Origin of the sequence: Streptomyces sp. NPDC001568 (genome assembly GCF_042893755.1) — a bacterium.
In the GTDB taxonomy this organism is placed as follows: Bacteria; Actinomycetota; Actinomycetes; order Streptomycetales; family Streptomycetaceae; genus Streptomyces.
Genome location: NZ_JBIAVF010000011.1, coordinates 1 through 19,361, shown reverse-complemented (window position 1 = coordinate 19,361; position 19,361 = coordinate 1). Strand labels below are relative to the sequence as shown.

At 67.8% G+C, this 19,361-nt stretch carries 18 protein-coding genes and 4 pseudogenes; 14 read left to right on the top strand and 8 right to left on the bottom strand.

The annotated features are described in order from the left end of the window. Window positions 1-596 precede the first annotated feature (596 nt). From ACFY0I_RS20755 to ACFY0I_RS20740, 4 genes and pseudogenes are all read left to right on the top strand, one after another. A complete protein-coding gene (locus ACFY0I_RS20755; RefSeq protein ID WP_388897714.1) occupies window positions 597-2,732 on the top strand; it encodes an MMPL family transporter in 2,136 nt (711 codons plus the stop codon). Between the two features lie 274 nt (window positions 2,733-3,006). Beyond that, a pseudogene (locus ACFY0I_RS20750) lies at window positions 3,007-3,687 on the top strand (hypothetical protein); the annotation flags it as partial. 299 nt (window positions 3,688-3,986) lie between these two features. Then, window positions 3,987-4,358, top strand: a pseudogene (locus ACFY0I_RS20745) (fasciclin domain-containing protein); the annotation flags it as partial. A gap of 677 nt (window positions 4,359-5,035) precedes the next feature. After that, a complete protein-coding gene (locus tag ACFY0I_RS20740) occupies window positions 5,036-5,683 on the top strand; it encodes a carbonic anhydrase (RefSeq protein ID WP_388897710.1) in 648 nt (215 codons plus the stop codon). Window positions 5,684-6,019: 336 nt separating this feature from the next. Here the strand turns inward: ACFY0I_RS20740 and ACFY0I_RS20735 are convergent. From ACFY0I_RS20735 to ACFY0I_RS20715, 5 genes and pseudogenes are all read right to left on the bottom strand, one after another. Further along, window positions 6,020-6,172: pseudogene (locus ACFY0I_RS20735) on the bottom strand (transposase family protein); the annotation flags it as partial. 195 nt (window positions 6,173-6,367) lie between these two features. Further along, window positions 6,368-6,664, bottom strand: coding sequence for a hypothetical protein (locus ACFY0I_RS20730; RefSeq protein ID WP_388897707.1), 297 nt, complete (start codon window positions 6,662-6,664; stop codon window positions 6,368-6,370). 488 nt (window positions 6,665-7,152) lie between these two features. Further along, the gene (locus ACFY0I_RS20725; RefSeq protein ID WP_388897704.1) at window positions 7,153-7,536 is read right to left on the bottom strand and encodes a hypothetical protein; all 384 of its coding nucleotides are present in this window, start codon (window positions 7,534-7,536) and stop codon (window positions 7,153-7,155) included. A gap of 119 nt (window positions 7,537-7,655) precedes the next feature. Then, a pseudogene (locus tag ACFY0I_RS20720) lies at window positions 7,656-8,112 on the bottom strand (transposase); the annotation flags it as partial. Window positions 8,113-8,423: 311 nt separating this feature from the next. Then, entirely contained in the window at window positions 8,424-8,858 is a 435-nt protein-coding gene (locus ACFY0I_RS20715) for a BrxA/BrxB family bacilliredoxin (RefSeq protein WP_388897701.1), read from the bottom strand. A 1,311-nt stretch (window positions 8,859-10,169) separates the two neighbouring features. On the opposite strand from ACFY0I_RS20715, the gene ACFY0I_RS20710 reads away from it, so the two are divergent. Both ACFY0I_RS20710 and ACFY0I_RS20705 read left to right on the top strand, forming a co-directional pair. After that, a complete protein-coding gene (locus ACFY0I_RS20710; protein ID WP_388897698.1) occupies window positions 10,170-10,340 on the top strand; it encodes a hypothetical protein in 171 nt (56 codons plus the stop codon). Further along, window positions 10,341-10,583, top strand: a complete 243-nt coding sequence (locus ACFY0I_RS20705; protein ID WP_388897695.1) for a hypothetical protein — start codon at window positions 10,341-10,343, stop codon at window positions 10,581-10,583. 484 nt (window positions 10,584-11,067) lie between these two features. Here ACFY0I_RS20705 and ACFY0I_RS20700 read toward each other — a convergent pair whose 3' ends face one another. Further along, window positions 11,068-11,280, bottom strand: a complete 213-nt coding sequence (locus ACFY0I_RS20700; protein WP_388897692.1) for a three-helix bundle dimerization domain-containing protein — start codon at window positions 11,278-11,280, stop codon at window positions 11,068-11,070. Between the two features lie 906 nt (window positions 11,281-12,186). Here ACFY0I_RS20700 and ACFY0I_RS20695 point away from each other — a divergent pair. Then, a complete protein-coding gene (locus ACFY0I_RS20695; RefSeq protein ID WP_388897689.1) occupies window positions 12,187-12,384 on the top strand; it encodes a hypothetical protein in 198 nt (65 codons plus the stop codon). 389 nt (window positions 12,385-12,773) lie between these two features. Here ACFY0I_RS20695 and ACFY0I_RS20690 read toward each other — a convergent pair whose 3' ends face one another. Beyond that, the gene (locus tag ACFY0I_RS20690) at window positions 12,774-12,896 is read right to left on the bottom strand and encodes a hypothetical protein (RefSeq protein WP_388897686.1); all 123 of its coding nucleotides are present in this window, start codon (window positions 12,894-12,896) and stop codon (window positions 12,774-12,776) included. A 250-nt stretch (window positions 12,897-13,146) separates the two neighbouring features. Here ACFY0I_RS20690 and ACFY0I_RS20685 point away from each other — a divergent pair, with 250 nt between their 5' ends. Continuing rightward, window positions 13,147-13,356 (top strand): hypothetical protein, encoded by a 210-nt coding sequence (locus ACFY0I_RS20685; RefSeq protein WP_388897683.1) that lies wholly within the window; start codon window positions 13,147-13,149, stop codon window positions 13,354-13,356. A gap of 39 nt (window positions 13,357-13,395) precedes the next feature. On the opposite strand, the gene ACFY0I_RS20680 is transcribed toward ACFY0I_RS20685, so the two are convergent. Continuing rightward, window positions 13,396-13,872, bottom strand: a complete 477-nt coding sequence (locus ACFY0I_RS20680; protein ID WP_388897680.1) for a hypothetical protein — start codon at window positions 13,870-13,872, stop codon at window positions 13,396-13,398. A 718-nt stretch (window positions 13,873-14,590) separates the two neighbouring features. On the opposite strand from ACFY0I_RS20680, the gene ACFY0I_RS20675 reads away from it, so the two are divergent. The 6 genes from ACFY0I_RS20675 to ACFY0I_RS20650 all read left to right on the top strand — a co-directional run bounded on the left by ACFY0I_RS20675 (window position 14,591) and on the right by ACFY0I_RS20650 (window position 19,195). After that, window positions 14,591-15,160, top strand: a complete 570-nt coding sequence (locus ACFY0I_RS20675; protein WP_388897677.1) for an SMI1/KNR4 family protein — start codon at window positions 14,591-14,593, stop codon at window positions 15,158-15,160. Window positions 15,161-15,710: 550 nt separating this feature from the next. Then, window positions 15,711-16,718 (top strand): terpene cyclase, encoded by a 1,008-nt coding sequence (locus ACFY0I_RS20670; protein ID WP_388897674.1) that lies wholly within the window; start codon window positions 15,711-15,713, stop codon window positions 16,716-16,718. A gap of 222 nt (window positions 16,719-16,940) precedes the next feature. Further along, window positions 16,941-17,075: a hypothetical protein gene (locus ACFY0I_RS20665; RefSeq protein ID WP_388897671.1), complete on the top strand. Its 135-nt coding sequence runs from the start codon at window positions 16,941-16,943 to the stop codon at window positions 17,073-17,075. Between the two features lie 234 nt (window positions 17,076-17,309). Next, the gene (locus tag ACFY0I_RS20660) at window positions 17,310-17,540 is read left to right on the top strand and encodes a hypothetical protein (protein WP_388898487.1); all 231 of its coding nucleotides are present in this window, start codon (window positions 17,310-17,312) and stop codon (window positions 17,538-17,540) included. Window positions 17,541-17,791: 251 nt separating this feature from the next. Beyond that, window positions 17,792-18,595 (top strand): hypothetical protein, encoded by an 804-nt coding sequence (locus tag ACFY0I_RS20655; protein WP_388897668.1) that lies wholly within the window; start codon window positions 17,792-17,794, stop codon window positions 18,593-18,595. A gap of 378 nt (window positions 18,596-18,973) precedes the next feature. After that, the gene (locus tag ACFY0I_RS20650) at window positions 18,974-19,195 is read left to right on the top strand and encodes a hypothetical protein (protein WP_388897665.1); all 222 of its coding nucleotides are present in this window, start codon (window positions 18,974-18,976) and stop codon (window positions 19,193-19,195) included. The last annotated feature ends 166 nt before the right edge of the window (window positions 19,196-19,361 follow it).

Below are 19,361 nucleotides of genomic sequence, written 5' to 3'. Positions count from 1 at the left end.
GCAAACTAAACCCCCGCAACCCAAACGTTAAAAACGGTCCAAACGGACCAATGCCCTAATAAACCCCTGGGTTTTGCCGCCTACGGCAACCGTTGTGGGCCGCCCCCCCCCGGGGGCCGGCCCACAGCCGTTTACGCAGCAACTTCCCACAGCATGAGGCCGACCAGTTCAAGAGTGTGACCAGCCCCGAGTCAGCTCTCCCCATCCACCAGGTCGGAGAGCGGGCTGACGATGTCGACCTCGGTCACCGACTGCCTGCGTCTCGTGGACAGCTCCCTGCCGGACGGCGTGGATACGGCCGTGAGCCCTCGAGGGCATGAGTGGCCAGAACACGAACTCCTCGCGCGGCGGCGTCGGAATCTGCACCCGCATCACTCGGCACTGCACGCGCTCGCCGTCAACGCCGCCTTGCCAGGGGACGGCCGAGCATCCGCATGAGTTGCGTCGACGCGCCGGCCGACAAGCGAACTATGGCGCCGTCCGGGTGGGCTCCTCGCGTTCGGCCCATCCAAGGGCCCTCACGCTGCGAACCCCGTCAGCATCCCCCGCTCTTGTCGAGCGGGACAGCGCTTTGAGGAGCGGTAAGGGAAGGTTTCGTGGCCCCTTCGGTGAAGACGCACGTCCCGCTCGTTTCGCTGATCGTCATCTGCGGCTGGATCCTCCTGGCCTTCATCAGCGCTCCTTTCGTCTTCGGACCGGACTCCATGGCCGGCACACAGCGGTCCTCGCTGCTTCCGCGCGGGGCGGAGTCCACCGCGGTGGCCGCAGCACTGGAGGCGGCGCCGGCGAGCGCGGGCTCGGTCCCCTTGGTCGTCGTTTGGACCGCGACCCGCGATCCGCAGGGTCTGCGAGCGCGCGCCGCCCGCTCCCTGTCCTCACCGGATGTGCGCGCCCTCACCGGGGGCGCGCGGATTCCTGTCCTGGTCTCGCGGGACGGATACGCCGCCGCGGGGGTGCTCCCGATCCGGACGGGACCGGGCAAGCCGTCGCCGGCACGGGCCGCGGCCGGGGTTCGGGCGGCGGCGGCCCGTGCCCCGTGGACGACGGTCGCGCTCGCGGGTCCGGCCGCGGTGCAGGCCGACCTCGACGGCGTCTTCGACGGGGTCGACAGCCGGCTGCTCGTCGTCGCGCTGGTGGCGGTACTGCTGATCTTGCTGGTGGTCTACCGCAGCCCCCTGCTGCCGCTCCTGGTGATCGCCACCTCCCTGTTGGCGCTCGCGGTCTCCTGTGCCTTCCTCTACGGGCCGGCCCGAGCGGCGGGCCTCCTCATCGACGGCCAGGTCCAGGGGATCCTCTTCGTTCTGATCATCGGGGCCACCACGGACTACGGACTGCTTCTCACCGCCCGCTACCGCGAGGAACTCGGTCGGGGGCAGACGGGCGAAGCCTCCCTGCGTCTCGCGTGGCGCCGGTCGTTGACCCCCTTGTCGGCCGGCGCTGCCACGGTGACCGCCGGGTTGCTCGCCCTGATGCTCAGCGATCTGCCCGTCCACCGCTCCCTGGGGGCGGCGGGCGCGATCGCCATGGGATCCTCCCTCCTGTGCGCGCTGACGTTCCTCCCGGCTGCCCTCGGGCTGCTGGGGCCGGCGGTCTTCTGGCCCCGGCGCAAGCGCGCGGAACCCGTGGACGGCGCGTGGCTGTGGCAGCGGATCGCGGCCGCGGTCGTCCGCCGCCCCCGCGGGATCTGGGCGTATGTCCTGGGCGCCCTGGTCCTCGGCGCCGCCTTGTCACCTGTGCTGAGCATGCAGGGCATCCCGCTCGACCGGGCACTCGCATCGACGGCGCCGTCCGTCAGGGGGCAGGCAGCCCTGGAGCGATCCTTTCCCGGGGGGCTGGGCAACCCTGCGATCGTCCTGACGGATCCGGCGCACATCGACGGGGTCACCTCGGTTGTCGCGCGAACCGGCGGAGTCGCCCGCGCCGACATCGTGGCGGGCCCCGGCGGGCGCCCGGAGACGGTCGGGGGCCGCGCGCAGATCGCGGTCACCCTGACACACGTGGCGGACAGCCAAGCAGCCATGACCGCCATTCGTGACCTGCGCACGTCCGTGGACGCGATCTCCGGAGCCGCCGTTCAGGTCGGCGGCCAGGCCGCCGAGGCGTACGACATGCGGGCGGCATGCGCCCACGACCGGCTCGTGATCATGCCGGTGGCCCTCGCCCTCATCGCGTTGATCCTCGTCCTGCTCCTGCGCTGCCTGCTCCTGCCGCTCCTCCTGGTCCTCTCCGTCGTCCTGAGCTTCCTGTCGGCGCTGGGTGTGTGCGCGGTCGTGGCCCACCTCGTCACGGGATCCGCCGACACCGAGCCGACGATCGTGCTCTACTCCTTCGTCTTCCTCGTCGCGTTGGGCGTGGACTACAACATCTTCCTCATGCACCGCGTCCGCGAAGAGGCCATGCTCCACGGCACCCGGGTCGGCGTCAGGCGGGGACTCGTCTCGACCGCAGGCGTGATCAGCTCGGCCGGGATCGTCCTGGCAACGACCTTCGCCGCGCTCACGGTGATGCCACTCGCCTACCTCGTCCACATCGGCGCGATCGTCGCGATCGGCGTCGTTCTGGACACCCTTGTCGTCCGGCTCTTCCTGGTACCCGCTCTCGTCACGGACCTGGGGCCGACCGTCTGGTGGCCCGCAATGTTGCCCTCCGACGTCGCGGCCGCCGTGCACCGCCTGATCGGCCCCCGCAGCCCTGTCGTGGCCACATCACAGCAGCGTCTACGCGGAAGGTGAGCCAAGCGACAGTGGTCCACGTCCCGAGGGCTCCGAGTCCGTCATCGGTGCGTCACCTGGTCCTTGCTCCTTGGTCTCGCTCGCGGCGATCACGGGACAAGCCCATGACTGGCCGCAAGGACGGCCCCGCGGCGCATCGAGGCGGGATCGGTGGTTCGGGGCTGTCGAGCAATCTCGATCAAGAGCGGCAGCGAATAGTAACTAGAAGGGGCAAATGCCTCATCGTTGATGCCGGCTCCGCGCCGGTGATTTCCCCGGAAGGGGATGCGTCACGATGGCAACCACGCGTTCAGTCCGTCTCACCGCTCTCATGGCGGTGCCCGCAGCCCTCACTATCGCCCTGGCCGCCCCAGCCCTGGCCGGCAACGGCCACAACGGCGGAGCGCCGACCCGCCATGGGCAGGACTATCAAGTCGGCCTGCGGCAACTGAACAACTCGGGTGCCAGCGGCACCGCCTACCTCAGCCTCCACGGCCGCCAGCTCACCGTGAAGATCGACGCGCACGGGCTGGTCCCCGGACAGCCGCACGCCCAACACATCCATGGCTCCACCACCGGCCATGACTTCCGCTGCCCCGACGCGAGCGCCGACAAGAACGGTGACGGCATCGTTACCACCGCCGAGGGCCTGCCCGCATACGGCGACATCAACATCTCGCTGACGACCTCGGGCGACACCTCCAAGGCCAGCGGACTCGCCGTCGACCGGATGCCCGTCGCCGACGCCAACGGGAACGTCTCCTATGCCCGCACGATCCCGGTCTCCCAGGCCGTTGCCAACCACTTGCAGAACCTGCACGTCGTGCAGCACGGCATCGACCCGAACGGCAACGGAAAGTACGACTTCGGCAAGGGAAAGAGCGAACTGGACCCCAAGCTGCCCCAGGAAGCCACCGCACCGGCCAGCTGCGGAATGCTCCACGGCGCCACCGGCAACACGACGCCGATGAGCGGACACTGACCCACCAAGGACCGGCTCCCGCCCGACCGACAGACCCCCGCCTCCTGGGCCGCAGACACCCAGGGTGCGGGTCCGCGTTCGTCGGTCATCCGGCAGTGAGCAGCCCGGTCAACCTTGCCAGGCTTCATGAGCCACGAGATCACCGCAGCGCCTGCTGCTCGGACCTTCCCCACGCCAACAGAGCTACGCCGACCGGCACTCGGCTGAAGGAAGGCCGTGGTCTAAGGACAGCGGTGTCCGTGGTTCACATCTCGGCAGGCGCGACCACGGGGGCGGGTTGCGGCGGGGGCTGAGCATCCAACCCGGCACTGTCCACGCTGGTCACCGCCGTCAAGCAGGCAGGCCTGGTCGACACCCTCAACAACGCCAAGGACATCACCGTCTTCACCCCGACCAACGAGGTCTTCGCCAAGATCCCGAAGGCCGACCTCGACAAGGTTCTCGCCGACAAGGCGACGCTGACCAAGATCCTCACCTACCACGTCGTCGGCCGGAAGCTCACCCCGAAGCAGTTGGAGAACGGCTCCTTCGAGTCCCTCCAGAAGGGCATGGTCACCACGGCCGGCTCCGGCGAGGCCTACAAGGTCAACGACACCTCGAACGTGGTATGCGGCTACGTGAAGACCGCCAACGCCAACGTCTACATCGTCCTCATGCCGAAGTAGCACCTCGAAACACTCCACCGCTGTACAGCCCTGCAGGTGGTCCGGACCCTCTCCCGGGCCCGGCCCACGGCTGTACCCAGGCGAGCGCCCAAGGACCCTGAGACGCGAGGGGACCGGCCGCGGCTGGACACAGGCTGGCAGCGCCACATCAGTGGAGAGGACAGCCGGTGCAGCAGGACGCTTCCGTGCGCTGATCCGACAACCGGAGAGCCTTGTGGACGGCGCGCTGCTGGGCGCCCCAACGCGGTCCGCCAAACAGGCGGGGTGACCGGGTTCAGCGTGCCAGGAGAGGCCGGCGCGGTGGTCAGTGAGATCGCCAACGACTCTCCCCGGCACCCGCAGTCCCCCGACAGGCCGTCCACGTGCACGGTAGTTTCGGCTGGATGGTGGTCAACCGCCTCAGCCGGCGGACGGACCTCCGTTGCTGCCCCACGGCAAGACCATCACACCCACCTCGCAGCCTGAACCGCGCCGAACAGCAGGACACCGACGCTCACCGGCTCGTTGCCCCGCTCGACAGAAGAGGCCTTCGAACAGGGGGCGTCGCAGTCGTCGGACCGCTGATTCGGCCGATGGATATGGTGACGTCTGTGCGGCGTCCGGCCCTGAGCTTCCTTCGATGCCGCCACGGGGAGCCCCGTCGTGCGGTTCCGTCAGCGGTTTCGTACCCTGCCGCCATGGAATCAGCTCTCGTTTCTCCTGTTCAGGCCCTGGATGCACTGCTCACCGGGAACCAGCGCTTCGTCTCTGGAACCCCGCTGCATCCCAATCAGGATGCCGCGCGCCGTGCCGAGCTCGCTCCGGCGCAGAAGCCCTTCGCCGTACTGCTGGGATGCTCCGACTCCCGCCTGGCCGCGGAGATCATCTTCGACCAGGGCCTCGGTGACCTGTTCGTCGTCCGTACTGCCGGGCACGTGATGGGTCCCGAGGTGTTGGGAAGCATCGAGTACGGCACCAGTGTGCTGGACTGCCGTCTCGTGGTGGTCCTCGGCCATGACTCCTGCGGTGCTGTCGCGGCCGCGCGTTCTGCCGTGGAGGGCGGGCTGCCCGCTCCGGGATACGTTCGCGACGTCGTCGAACGCGTCACCCCCAGCGTGCTCGCGGCCCGCGCGGCCGGTGCCACGGCGGAGAACGACTTCATCGACGCGCACATACAGCACACCGTCAGCCTGCTCCTGGACCGCTCCAGGCTTCTGGCCGAGCAGGTCGCCTCGGGGCACACGGGCGTGGTCGGCCTCGCTTACCAGCTCGCCGACGGCAGCGCCCGCCTGGTGACCTCCCACGGCGTCCCGACCGCTGAACTCTCCGCAGCCCGAACCGCCTGACGCCGCCCGCCCGGCCGGAGTCGTGGTCACTCTGCCGGCCGGCCGGGCAGGCAGCAGACGCAGGAACACAGAGGAATTGCGGGGCAGCAGTCGGGAGGCTGTGCGACGCACTGCCTCAGGCCGGCCGTTCGGCCCTGGGCCAGCCAAGGGCCTTCGCCGCTCTACGGCATTGCGCTCGTTGTACATCTCGGCGTCGAAGCCATGCTGGAGACCTCCGGCACCGCCGCGACGGAGACTGCGAGCGGTCCGCTCGGCAGGCTGAGTGATGACCCGCCCCGCGGTCACCTCCATCGACGCGCGTTCGTGCGGGCACCCGCACTGGTCGTTATCGCAGTACAGCCGCCGCACGGTCAGTTCGATCCGCACCGGCTGGTCGCCGACCGGAGTATCGGCCAGCCGACGTTCGTAACAGCTGTGCACATGACCCGACGGAAGCCCACAGTCCGGGCAGGAAACGCTGCCATCGAGGGTTCTCGCAACGATGTGCACCACACCGCACTCCGTGAACACCCGCTCCACCAGAACCGTCCTGAAGTGCGGAAACAGCACCGCTATGAGGTCATCACACCGCACCACGGTCCCAGATGACGCCACGTCACCGTGGGAGAACGCCACTGATCGTCCTCACGGAATGTGTGTCAGAACCCCGTTCGGTTCTGGCTCAACTTCTGTGGTGGATCGCTCTCAGGCTGAAGGTTGGCCCGCTGACTGCACGGTTTCGTGGACCAGCTCAGCGAGCTGGAGCAGGAGTCCGTACGTTGTCAACCGGCCGTGGATGCGTATGAAGTAGGACCGGCTGGAGCACTTGAAGATCTCTCGTCGGCGCACTTTCCAGAGCCTGTGCTCGTACGTGCTCGCCGCCTTCAAGAGGGCCGTCTCGGCTTCCTCGGCACTGCCGTCGAACTCCGTGAGGGTCCGTGCATCTCGATCCGCCTCACTGATACCGTCGACAGGTATGGCCAGCACGATCCATCGGGACACTCTGAGATCCGTTCTCCCCGGCACCGCCGGTCGCGACGCGCACGGCGCAAGTGTGGCAGGCGCACTCCGACGCTGAACCACCACCACAGAGGCTGTGCCAGAACCCGTTCTCGTGAACAAAGCCAGACCGGAGCTGTGCCGGCTGTAGCCACCCCCGACGGCAGCTCATGGACGTAGGCGACACTGGAGCGAGGCCCGGCGGTGCCGACGTTTGCCCACGCTGCCGCCGCCGGGCCCTTTCGAATGCGCCGTCAGCCCCAGGCGGAATCCCGGGGCTCCGCCACTACCTGGTCGCCGTCGCGGATCGTTGGGACCTAGAACACGGTTACAGGCCTCCCGGCTTCGCTCAGGACCCAGGGTCGCCGCAATGGGTGGATTCCTACAGCGACCTACACGACGTCACGACAAGGCACGGTGGGCGGACGCGAGCAGCTGCGCCCGCCCACCGTCGGGCCGCCCACGTTGTGGCCCGTGTTCGGTGAAGGCCGTCAGCAGTCTTGAAGGTATGCGCGGATCTGGGCGCAGAGCGTCTTGAGCTGGTCGCTCGGCTTCAAGTGATGGCGGTCTTCGAAGACCGTCGTGAGCCACTTGCTCTTGTCGCCGGAGGACACGGAGGGGACCCAGGATTCGAGTTCTCCGACGGGCACGACGAAGGCGCCCAGGCGCGCCAAGGTGGCTGTGAGGCGCATGGCTGGGGTGTAGGCGGGTGTGCCGTTCAGGGCGCTGAGACCGGCCCTTTTGAGGGGCTTCCACTCGGTTGAGGCCTTCGCGAGTTCACTGATTCGACGTGCTGCGTCGGCCGGCACTGGGTCACTGTCACGGGCCCGTCCGAGAACATCGTTCGTCGCCTTACGGAACTCGGCGACCGTCATGGCAGTGCGCATTCCGTTGGTGTGTTCGTTCAGTGTTTTGACGTCGGCGGCGAGGTCCTCCCAGGCGCCGTTCAGGACGGTGATGGCCGAGCGGACGGCCGCGCCGTTGTTGAGGAGGCGTAGTCGCGGGCATGGCGGCGGGCGTGCATCATCCAGGCGATGCTGCGTTCGACGACCCAACGGCGGGGCAGGACGACGAACCCGGTGGTGTCCTTCGGCCGGCTGATCGTCTTGACCGTGAGGTTCAGGCGTCGCTTTGCCCAGGTCACGAGCTTGCCCGCGTAGGCGGAGTCGGCCCAGACGAGGGTGATCTCGGGGGTGGTTGGGACGGAGGCGGAAGAGGATTTCCTTGGCCGCGTCGCGGTCGCTGACGGAGGCGGGGGTGACCATCACCATCAGCGGCAGGCCGCGGGTGTCGACCACCAGGTGCCGTTTGCGGCCGTTGATCTTCTTGCCGGCGTCGTAGCCGCGGGTGGCCTTGGAGACGGTCTCGGCGGCCTTGACGGACTGGGAGTCGATCACGGTGGCCACCGCCATGGGGCCTTTGCCCATGTTCCGGCGGATGCGTGAGGCGAGGCGACAGTGAGTAGTGGTGTGTTGGTCAGAGCCCCCATGCCGCTGTCGATACGGAGCGGTTCAGTGAGGCCATCGATGGTGTCGGTGACGACGGTTGCCGAGCATGACCAGAATTGAGGAGTGCGGGACCACCATGCGCCCCCGGGTCGGGAGGCGCGAGGGTGCCATTCCAAAATTTTGGAATGGCGCCAGGGGCGGGCAGCCGGCGCGGTCCGCCTCCTCTGGATCGAGTGGGGGCGGAGCGAGGCCCGGGGGAGCGTGAGCGCCCCCGGGCCTCGCTGCTGCTGGGGCGGCCACCCGGCCCCGTGTGACTACTGGGCGAACTCCTCGAATTTGGCCTTGAGGTCGTCGGCCACCATCCCGGCGTCGCGTCCCTCGATTCGGTGGAGTGGCATGAAGTAGACGAGTTCACCGTCCTTGAACAGGGCGAAGGACGGGTCGGACGGCGGGATCTCCGGGATGTGACCGAAGAACGTCGTGCCTGCTTCCACGTCATCGCCGGGAAAGACGGTCAGCAGCCTGTCGGGAAGCTTGGAGTCGGCGACGTCCTGTAGGGCGAGGCGGACTCCCGGGCGGGCCATGCCGGCCGCGGCCTTGTTGGTGGCGTTGACGGCCACCAGAGTCAGGCCCTTCTTGGCGTCCTCCATCGCGGCGTCCACATCCTGGGAGGTCCGCAGTTCCGTGAATCCGACCTCGGTCAGCTCCTCGCGCATCGGCTTGACCAGCATCGGGTTGTAGTACGCCATCCCAATTCCTCACTTAGAGCGATCGACATGGATCTCAGCGTAATGGATCGCTGGGCGGTCAAGACGCCCTCTTGATCTTGATGGCCGAGAGCCGCAGACGTGGCGCCACCACGTTTCGGTTCATCAACCGGATCGGAAACGCGCACGGGGCACTCCGTGACCCCGAGGGATCACAGCCCGTTCGTCCCGGCGGGCGGGCCGGCGTTGTGAGCTGCTGGCGCGGTGGTCGGTGAGTTCCCGTCCCCGTCTTGCCGTGTGGATTGTTGACAACCCACGAATCAGCAGGCGACCACCCCCCTCCGCAGCCGCATCCGTATTTCCGTCGACCGGACTTCCCTGGGCGATCGCTCTCGACTACCCACCCGACGGCGGCGACAGATTTCACTGCCTCTATGTCACCGGAGGTATTGACTCCATCGGCGGTGAGCGAAAGAACTGGGGGTGCAACCGAAAAGGTCGGAGCCTGGCGGGTAGTGAGGACTTCGATGGGTACGCAATCGGCGTGCCCAACGCCACGACTCGGCCGTGGACCATCCTGTTCCGCACCCGTCACACCAGCAAGATCAGTCAGGCAGCCATCATTGAGGCCTGGCGATGAGCCTGCGTCAGCCCCGCACACCACGCAGGGCCGGACCTCCATCGCTTCCAACAGGTCAACGGTCAGCGGCTGAGCCTGCCACGGCTGACGCGCGAACGGCGCCCGGGCCGTCCCGGGAGCCAGCCGCCCTGCGGTGCCGAGTTCGGTATCGGTTGAGTGGGGTTTGAACGGACTTCGTCCCCGGCTGTGCTGACGGACCGCAACGGCGACACGGAGCCAGGCACCCCGTCGATGTTCAGTGGACAGGGCGGAAGGGACCGTGGTTCAAGATTGCTGGTTGACCGCTGATTCGGCCGACAGCGACAGGCGCTGTCGGATCGTTGGAGGGCCCGTGACCAAGACTTTGAAGGATCCGGTGGCCAAGGCCGCCCGCGCGGCGCGGCACCTCACGTTGACCGTGGAGGCGTGGACGGCCTGGAAGGAGCAGGCCAGTCCTGCGCTGCGCCGGCACGCTGAAGCGGTCGAGCACTGCGCGATCTGCGTACTTTCCGTCGACCGGGTCGCGAGCGGTTTCATGAACGCGGCCGTCGACACCAGGAAGCCCCTACAGCACCAAGCAGGTCAAGCGCCGGTATCACGAGCTCAAAGAGCAGCGCCCGGCTTTGGGCGAGGAGTCCGTCCGGTTCGCTGCGGCCTTCCGGGCGGAGCACGGTCACGGACCTTCCACCAAGCAGCTCTGTGTCGGTCTGGGGTGGGGAGGGGAGACGCGACTCGTGTGGGCCCACGTCGTCCACCGGCTCCTGCACAACGGCTGGCTCACCTCGACCGCACCTGTTCCGTGGACGCTCCGCCCGGACCTGCGTAACCCGCTGGTCGCCCAACTCGGCCTGGTGTCGGCCACAGCCTTGCCCGCAGCGCGCACCCGAGCCCCGCAAGCCGCCTGAGTGCCGGACTCGTGGCGCGGGGACGATGGCGACCTGGCGGTGGTCGCGGCAACCGCCGTGTTCGACGGGCGCCGGATGCTGATGTTCACCCCGCACGGCCCGGGTGGGCGAGTGCTGCTCCAGACCCGCCGCGGCACCCTGGTCCAGGACCCGTTCCCCGATCCGGTCGCGGTGGCCGAGCAGTGGGTAGAGCCGGTGCAGGTCGGTGTCGTTTGGCAGGTAGTCGGTGTGGCGTGTGTATAGGTCCAGCTTCTCGTGAGGGTTCCTTGCATCGACCACCAGCCCAGTCCCCATCCACGCCGGCGGGCGCCGCCCGCCGGCGTGGACGCTCTTGGGGCCCGCAATCCAGCCGGTCGGGGGGGCGTCTCGTGGGAGAACCAACGGGCTTTAGCAGTGCGTCCAAGGGAGGTGGGGGCCAGCGTGTAGTGGCCTTCCGTGCGGGTGCTGTCACGCGAAGAGCGAGGGGGAGGCAGCGTGCCTGATTGGTTGCTTGCTGTGTGCATACCGGTGGGTCTTGCGGTGGTCGGTCTCGGTGGTTTCCTGCTCTGGGTCCGGTTAGGTACTGATGACCCGGTGGAGCACCACAGCTCCATGCCGGACACCTGGGATCCGCCCGAGGGATGAGGCGTGGGCGGCGGGTGGATCCGTCGATCACGGTCGGGTCCCAACGGGCGGGGACCTTCGGTCGCGGGGGCGCGGCTGGTCGGCTGGCGGGGACTGTGTTCGGTCAGGGCGAAAGCGGTTGATCGTCGTGGGGTAGGAGGTCTTTGGCGCGGCGCTCGATCAGCATGGGCAGGTAGGTCCGCACCCGTGCGTATCGGAGTTCCTCGTATGCGGTCTGCACCGCCATCTCCACCAGATGGGGGTCCAGTCGGGGGTGCGTTTCCACCAGTCGCCCGATGACGTGGCGGATGATGAGGTCGTCCTCGGAGTCGGCCACCCCACACCTCACCCGTTTCCGTTGAAAAGCACCTGTGCCCAGTTTCGAGGAGCGGGCCCGGGGGCAGGAAGCCGATCTTGAGTCCTTCCGGGTGGCCGGACCCCGCCCTCGAGCCGATCAGCCCTGATTGCCGCTTGTCCGGCGTGTCCACGACGTACCCGCCGATGGGTGGCCCGCTTCGTTGTGGGCCCCGTTCGGGATCACCCGGCTGGTGTTCCCGGCGGTGGGGCGCGGTCACCGGTTCGCCTCGTCGGGAGCGCGGAGACGACGGTGATGTGGGACGGTGCGGTGGGAGCCAGTGGATGGCAGCCCCGCGGGCAGGACCGGCCGGTGCCCGTAGTCACATCGGCCGGGTCCTTTGTCTTGGGCGGACCGCGGTGGGGGCCTGCCCGGCCCACCGGGCAACCGGACTCGTGGCCACGATGCCCTGGGCGGGCGGCGGCGTGCGGGAACGCCGGGTGGCTCGCTGTTGTGGATCAGGGCGTTCGCGTTCCAGGCCCGTTGTGTTCACAAGGAGCCGCACGGTCGGTGGCTGTTCGTCGTTGGGCAGTGGTGACTGACGCGACTTTCCCCACCGGCAACGTCAGGCCCTTACGGCCGGCGATGGCTGCTCCCGTCTGCCATCTGTGCCAGGCCGACGATCCGTCCCCGCCCGATCCGACGGTCACCGTCACCTTTCGACCCGCGGTCGGCCCGATCCTTCGTGTGAGTTTGCGCGGGCACTGCCACTCCGGCAGGCCCAGTCGGCGACACGATGAACTCGGCCCGGCCGATCAGGCTTGGCGGGCCCTGGACCATGACGCCTCCCGCTTGCTCGCCGCCCATGAGCAGGGCCTTTGGGTGCCGTCGGGCGGGGAGGCGGAGTTCGCTGCGGGCTTGGCGCCAATGGCGTGGACGGAGGAGTCGATGCGCACGGCAGTGCGCGAGGCCGACAACCTCATCTACGCCGGTCGCCTGCTGAGAGCCTTGGACAACAACGCGATCATCGTCCTGCGCCACGTCCCCGCGGACGACCCGGCGCTGCACTCGCTGCGCCGCTTGATCGATGTCCTGGCCACCGGCGGGGAGCCGGGTTGGGGAGGCTACCGGCCGGGCGCCGCCTGACCTCGGGACAATCGCCACCGCGGTGGAGGGCGCGGGGTGGTGGTCGGTGGACGAACTGGTCGTCAGGGATGCCGAAGCGGAGCACTTGTCCTTCGAGGTGCTGCAGCGCAGGACCGCCATTCGCGCTGCAGCACGGCGCGGACGCGCTCGAGGCCGCCGTCAACGCCCGCGCCCTGGCCGCCGTCGGCGACCTCCCCCGGCGCCCGCCGAGTGGTCGACGACGTCCGCAACCTGGCGGAACAACTCGACGGCGCCCCGAGGCGGCGGACACCTGGTTCGGGTACCCGCCCCAGAAGCACGCGGTGCACCTGCGTGCACGCTGCTCGGCGACACCCGCGCCGAGTACCGGGCGCAGGACGATGCCTTGGCCCTAACGACATCGCCGTCGGTCATGACGCGCCCTGAACGCCATGGATATCGCCGCATGTCGTGGCCGCGCGGCGGGCGAGTTCCTCCGCCAGGGCCACGGTGTGCCCGTTGAAGTCGTGATCGCCGGTGGTCGACAACGTCACGGTGGCGAAGGTCCGACCGCGAGTCCAGCCAGCGGTGTGGCAGACCAGCGAAGGTGTTGGACGCCGTGCAGCACATCTGTGCGCCCCGGGCCGGCGTGGGCGGAGCGGCATCCGCCACCCCGGGCCTGCCGCTGCCGCTCCCGTGTGTCTTGAGGGATGCCCGCCCCGGGCGATGCCCCATTGCCTCCCTTGGACCCCCCTACACGGCCCTTCGCCACATTGGGCTCGAGGCGTGATGGGATCCGTGTCCATGGACCACGACCTCGAAGAATCCCCTGTACCCCTGACGGCCTCCCAGGAACGCCTGGCCGCCACGAGAACGCTTGCGGCACACGCCGCCGATGCGGCCGAGCTTGCCGGGTTCCTGGACATGCTCGATCTCCAGGATCCGGACAGTCGGCGACCGAACCCGGCCAAGGCACTGCAGGCGTTCAACATCCCCCTCTCCGAGCTCCGCTGACGGCGGCCGGAAGGGTCGGTGGTCGGCCGTTCAGCAGCTTCAGGGCCTTGCGCTTGGATCTCTCGGGTGGTCCGATCGGGCCGAGTCCTGTGCGGCTGCCGGGCCTGGGGTGGTGGCCTTGCCGTCATGCGCTCGCGAGTCCTGCGTCATCGCGTCGCCGTCGAGCTGGACCAGGCGGTAGTTGCGCCCCGGAGTGTTATGGCGGCGTCCCTGCAGGATCGCGGTCTCGATGAGGCTGTTCAGTTCGGTGTTGGCCTTGCGGAGCCGTTTCAGCTGCGCGGGTGTGAGGCCCACGACGGCCGCGGCGGGGCCGAGGCGAACGCCTTGGGCGAGGCATCGCAGGAGCACGCCCAGGCCGAATCCGTTGATCCGTCCGCGAGGAGCCACCTGATGGGCGTCCGCCATCGCGAACGCGGCTTGAAGGGCCTTGTCGAACGAAGCATCCTTGCGCCAGCCGGCCAGAAGGGCCTCGGAGATACCGGCCGCGGCCGCGCATCCCGCGGGCCCCAGGCCCATCGCCGCCGCGTGCAGAGCGCGGGCGCGCCGCTGGCCTGTCTCGGCGGCCAGTCCTGCGAGCCGTGAACCACGGCGTGCAGCGCCTGCTCAAGGTCTTCCCGGGCACCGAGTCGGCTGTTCGCGTCCTTGGCCCGGAGGAGTGCGGACTCTTGATCCGCGTCTTCTTCGGAATCCGTCAAAGCCGTTGCCTCCCGCACAGTCTTCCCGCTTTCGACGTTCAGTGTGCGCGTGGAACGGCCGGTCGGTCAGAGCCCTGAATCTGGCTCCATGCGAACGGGGCACGGCACGCGCCTTGTAACGGTGATCGCCTCGGAGCGCGACGACCCGATGCCGGCTGGTCAGGCGGAGGACGGCGGACGCCCGGTGGGCGGCCGATGCATCAGGCGGTGGGAGCGGTAGATCGTTTCAGGGTGAGGTTCGCAGCGGGCAGGGGCATGGCCCATGCCCGCCGCGGCGGTGGCCCAACAGGTCAGGACCTCCCCGCATGACGGAGACGTCAGTCGGCCTTCCCGCAGCTGCTGTTCCACCAGCAGCACGTCCGAGTCCACGATCAGCACCGGCAGCCTCCGCGGCCAAGATGTGCTCGGCTCCGAGCACGGACGAAGTACCGCCGCCAGCCTGCCCAAACGTCAGAGGATCATGTTGTTCAAGGCGTCGTTGGTCCTGGACGTAGGAGGTCAGTTAAGGCTCGTGATCCTTGCTCTGGCACGCTGTGCCGATGGACGCTCTCATCGGCACTCAAGTACCTCGTCAGCGACTGACTGATCCGGCCTCGGCGGTCGCGGCTTTGGAGCAGGCCGTCCCCGGCCTCGCCCTCCTTCGACGCACGTCGCCAACCGGCATCGACTGGGCAACGGTCGAGGAATGCCTGACCACGGAGCTGCCTTCCGACTACAAGCTGCTTGCCAACAGCTACCCGTCCTTGGCCTTCGGCGACTTCCTTTGCGTCGGCTTCCCGAACCCCGGGCAGGAGAGGGCCTGGTCAGAGGACCCCGAAGACCTTGAGATCCTCGCTGAGTGGTGTGCGGATGCAGAGATGTCCATTCCTCTGCACCCCTTTCCTGCCCCCGGGGGCCTGCTGCCCTGGGCCACGTCGAACCAGGGCGACTACTTCCTCTGGAGCACCACAGGGTCTGGTCCCGATGAGTGGACTGTCACTGTGGCTTCACGCAATGGCGGCTGGTGGCACTTCACGGGAGGCGCGGTTCAGTTCCTCGCCGACCTGGTCAGCGGAGCCTTGGAACTGTGGGAGCTGCCGTCGGTACGGCCTCACGTCGAGGCCTTCTGAGCGAACGACGGCTCTACGACTGACTCGTGTTTACCGTGTCGTCGCACACGAAGAGGCAGGCCGGTCCCGGATACGACTTCATCCCGTGTGCAACGGGAGTGTCGCCGCCACCCCGATTCATCAACGCTGAGAGTCGTCTAACAAGGGGCGCCCGCCGTTCGGGCCGATGAGGAACGGCTGCCCTCTGGCACCTCCTTTCATCGCGAATGGGCTCGGTTCTGCAACAAGACCACCGCCCGTTTGGTTGCCGAGCTTGCGGAGCTGGTCCGCCCCCGGCGACCACGACACATGAGACGTGAGCGGAGTCCGGTGCGTTTTACAGCTCATGCCCGGTACGGGTAGCAAGCACGCGACAGGAGTTGGACGTGCATCACTGGTGGCACATTCAAGCCCGTCGCCCGCAGGCCCGTGGTCAACGCCAGCGAATTCCGGCCACTGTCTGGCTGACAGCCAGCTTCGTCACGCCGTTGAACTGGGAGATCGTGAGCTCCATATCGGAAGCTGGTGGGGACTCCACCCGGCTGTGACCAGCTCATTTCTCGGAGGACACGTGCCGCAGGACATCGAGTTCCACCTCCCCTTCCCGAGCTCCCTCAGCCCGGATCTGGAGGGCGCGCGGCAGCGCAATCTGGCGTGGGTGGCGCGTATGGGTCTTGTCGGGGAGGGCCGCTCGCTGGAGTGGTACGCGTCGTGGGACATGCCGCTCCTGGCCGCCCACGGCTTCCCCTATGCCCAAGGGCCGGCCCTGGACCTGTGCGCGGACGCGATGGCGTTCTTCTTCGTCTTCGACGACCAGTTCGACGGTCCAATCGGACAGGACCCGGCCCGCGCCGCGACCGTGTGCCGGCAGCTGATCGACATCGTGCACGGCGCTGCCCCGGCCGCGGGGGCGGATGCGTGCTCGGGGGCGTTCGCCGATCTCTGGGCGCGCAGCCGCGACGGCGCGCACCCGGGCTGGGTGGCCCGTACCGCGCACGAGTGCGAGTACTACTTCGCCACTCAGGCCCACGAGGCGATCGGTCGGCTCCGCGGGACTCCCGCCGACATGGAAACGTACCTGCAGGTCAGACGGGGCATAGCCGGCACCGACCTGCCCCTGTCCCTGGGCGAGCGGGCCGCCGGCATCACCATCCCCGCAGCCGCCTTCCACAGCCCGCAGCTGCGCATCATGCGCCAGGCCGCCATCGACGTCACCTTCATGTGCAACGACGTCTACTCGCTGGAGAAAGAGGAAGCCCGCGGCGACATGGACAACCTTGTCCTCGTCATCGAACACACCCAACCGTGCACCCGTGACGAAGCCATCACGGCCGCCTGCCGGGAAGTCGACGGGCGCGTCGCACGGTTCCAGGAACTCGCACTCCAGGTCCCGGCCATGTGCCTCCAGCTCGGTCTCACCGGCCCGGAGCGAACCACTGTGGTCACGTATGTCGAGGTTATGGGAGCCTGGATGAGCGGCTACCACGCCTGGCAGACCCAGACCCGCCGCTACACCAGCGCACTCCAGATCATCCCCACCACCGGGCCCGGCTACTTCGACGAAGTCCTGGGAGCGTAGGCCCGGGTCCTGGCCGGGGCCCGGAGGAGACGACGCTGGCCGCGGCTCACGGCAACCCGGGGCGGACAGGACGTCCAAGAGGTCGTCAATCCCCAAGGCCCGTTGCCAACAGCAACCGACTGGGGAGCGAAGAGCAGCCTTGGGGAAGGGAATTCGGGATCCTCGTCAGAGGTCGAAGCCCTCGGTGCGAGAGCGGCTCCGCCGCGGGGATCGGGGGCCCTGGTGGACGACGTCCGCCAGTGGAGTGTCGAATCCAAGGCTGAAGACGCCGAGCGGGAGCTGCTGCGCGCCCTGAAAGGAGGGGCGAGGAAGATCGTCTGGGGCGAGTCAGCGATAGAAGACGATCAAGGCGAGTAGCTTCGTGCACCACACCTGTTGCATCCGCTACAGTGCTCCGGACCGCCCCTGATCTGCGGAAACTCCAGCCGCACACTCGGGAAGCCCCGGAGTGGCTTTAACGCTTTGTTCCGGGGTCTGGCGCGAGTTCCGTGATCCAGCTACGGAACGTGACTGTCCTACCGGGTTGAGCGTGGGCTGAAGTTGCCTTGAAATCGGTCCTCGTGTGGGTGGTATGGCGGACATTCGGTCGCCGTGGACGTGAAGTCGATTTCGCTGCTGGACCTGCTGTTCCCGTCGGTGTCGGGAATCGCCGTCGTGACCGTGGAACCAACCGCGGAGGTGATACGCATCGAGGCAGGGATGACCTCCCACTGGAACTCCGGACCCGTGGAAGGAGCAGTCAACCGGATCAAGATGCTCAAACGGCAGATGTTCGGCCGCGCCGACTTCCCACTCCTCCACAAACGCGTTCTCCTCGCGTGACGCTAGGTAGCGTCCTCACGGAACTCGTGCCAGACCCCGGATCAGACCGTCAAAGCCACCCGGCATCGGTGGCATCCAGGTCCGCCTTCGCGTCCGGCTCTCGGCCCTCCTCGGTCCGGCACATCACTGCGAGGCTCCGAGGAAACCATCGGTCGCGCTTGCGGTGGCCTCGCCGTCCAGCGGCCGTAGCGCCGCTCGACGGATTGGTGTCGATTAGCGTAGTAGGCGGATTCAGGCCCTAGCGTGGCCTTATGACTCAGGACGATCCTGTCCAGGCCCCTTCGCCGCCTACTCGTCGCGGTCGCCTTTGCGTCAAGATCAAACAATGGTGGGAGCGTCAGTCCATCGGGGTCAAGGGTCTCATCTTCTCTGTGATCGGCGGTGTGGCCGTCTTCGCTGTGACCAACGGAGTGGTGCCGGGTGTGGCTGCCTTCGTTCGGTGGGTTTCCGGCAGTGAACAACACGGCCTGATCATCATCGGCGAAGAAGTTGTAGCGAGCGACCGAGCCGGATGGGTATTCGAAGGGAAGGCGTATGTCGACCTTGCGCCGGACCCGGCGCACGTGAAACGCGAGGATATGGACGCCTGGGCGCAGCAGAATGACGGTACGGCAGTATCGCAGGCTTTCTGGTTCACCCTTGCCGGGAGATCCAACACGGCGGTGGACGTCACGAAGCTTGTGCCGGAAGTGAGCTGCGATCCCAGCATCAAAGGTGTCCATGTCTATGACGCCACCCACTTGTCCGTGATTCCTTCCACCTCGACCGTTCTGAAGGCCGATGGCGATCCTCCAGAAGTTGTATTTCGGGATGAAAATCACAAAGAGATCAAAGCTCCAAAGTATCAAGTGACGGAGAAGGATAAGGAAGAGGTTGGCATCTCTGTCAGTGCTGCCTCGCACCGATGTACATGGAGCGTTGTCGTGGAGTGGTCTGTGGGAGAGGGAGAGAGTCGCACGACGCGGATTCCCGAGAAGGGGCAGTACGTCGTCACCGGCAGCAACGCAGCCACTGAGCATTGGAAGGCAGACGGCACGCCGACCCCCGACTTCTGACGCCGACAGGGTGCCCGGGCGGCAGCTCGGCAATCTGTGACGTGCAGTGGCGGCTTTACGTCAGCAAGGGTGTCGCGCCTCAGTTGAGCAGGATCAGCACCTGCAGTCCCGCCACCTGGCCGCTGGGCTTCGAGCAGTGTCCTGGTCCCTCCCCGACGGACCAAACGAGAACCTTGTGTCGATCCGGGCGGTGTACGACGTCTTCGAGATCGACCTGCCCGCCACCGACGGGACCGTCACCATCACCACGCCCTTTCCCCGGGCTCTTACCGCCTGACCGTCTCCGAAGCGGCACGGGGCACGAGCGCCGCGGTCACCGTCACCATCGCCTGGTGGCGGGCGGGTGCGGGCGGCGGAACGGGGGCGGAGTGTGGGCGTATGGCCGCGAAGCTGATCGTGTATCCGCCGGATGAGCACGGCTGGCGCCGAGTGCGCTACGACGGGACGGCCATCGGCGGGGCACACCGGCCCTCTGACATCCGCGTGTTTCTTGAGACGGCGGGGCTCCAGGACGCGGAGGACATCGACCTGACCGACTCGGCCCTGGTGGATTGGCGCGGCGGCGGTCCCGAGGTGTGGGACCCGCTTCAAGGTCACTAACGCGGTGGCGTCCCCGTGACCTCGACGTCGTCGAAGAGGTTCAGCATTCGGCCCAACACCTTGACGCAGGCGGCCACCTCGCGGTCGGTGAGGCCGCCGCCGGTCTGGCGCAGTAGGGCGTGTTCGCGGGCGGTGGCGGCGGTGATGGCCGTGAGGCCGGCGTCGG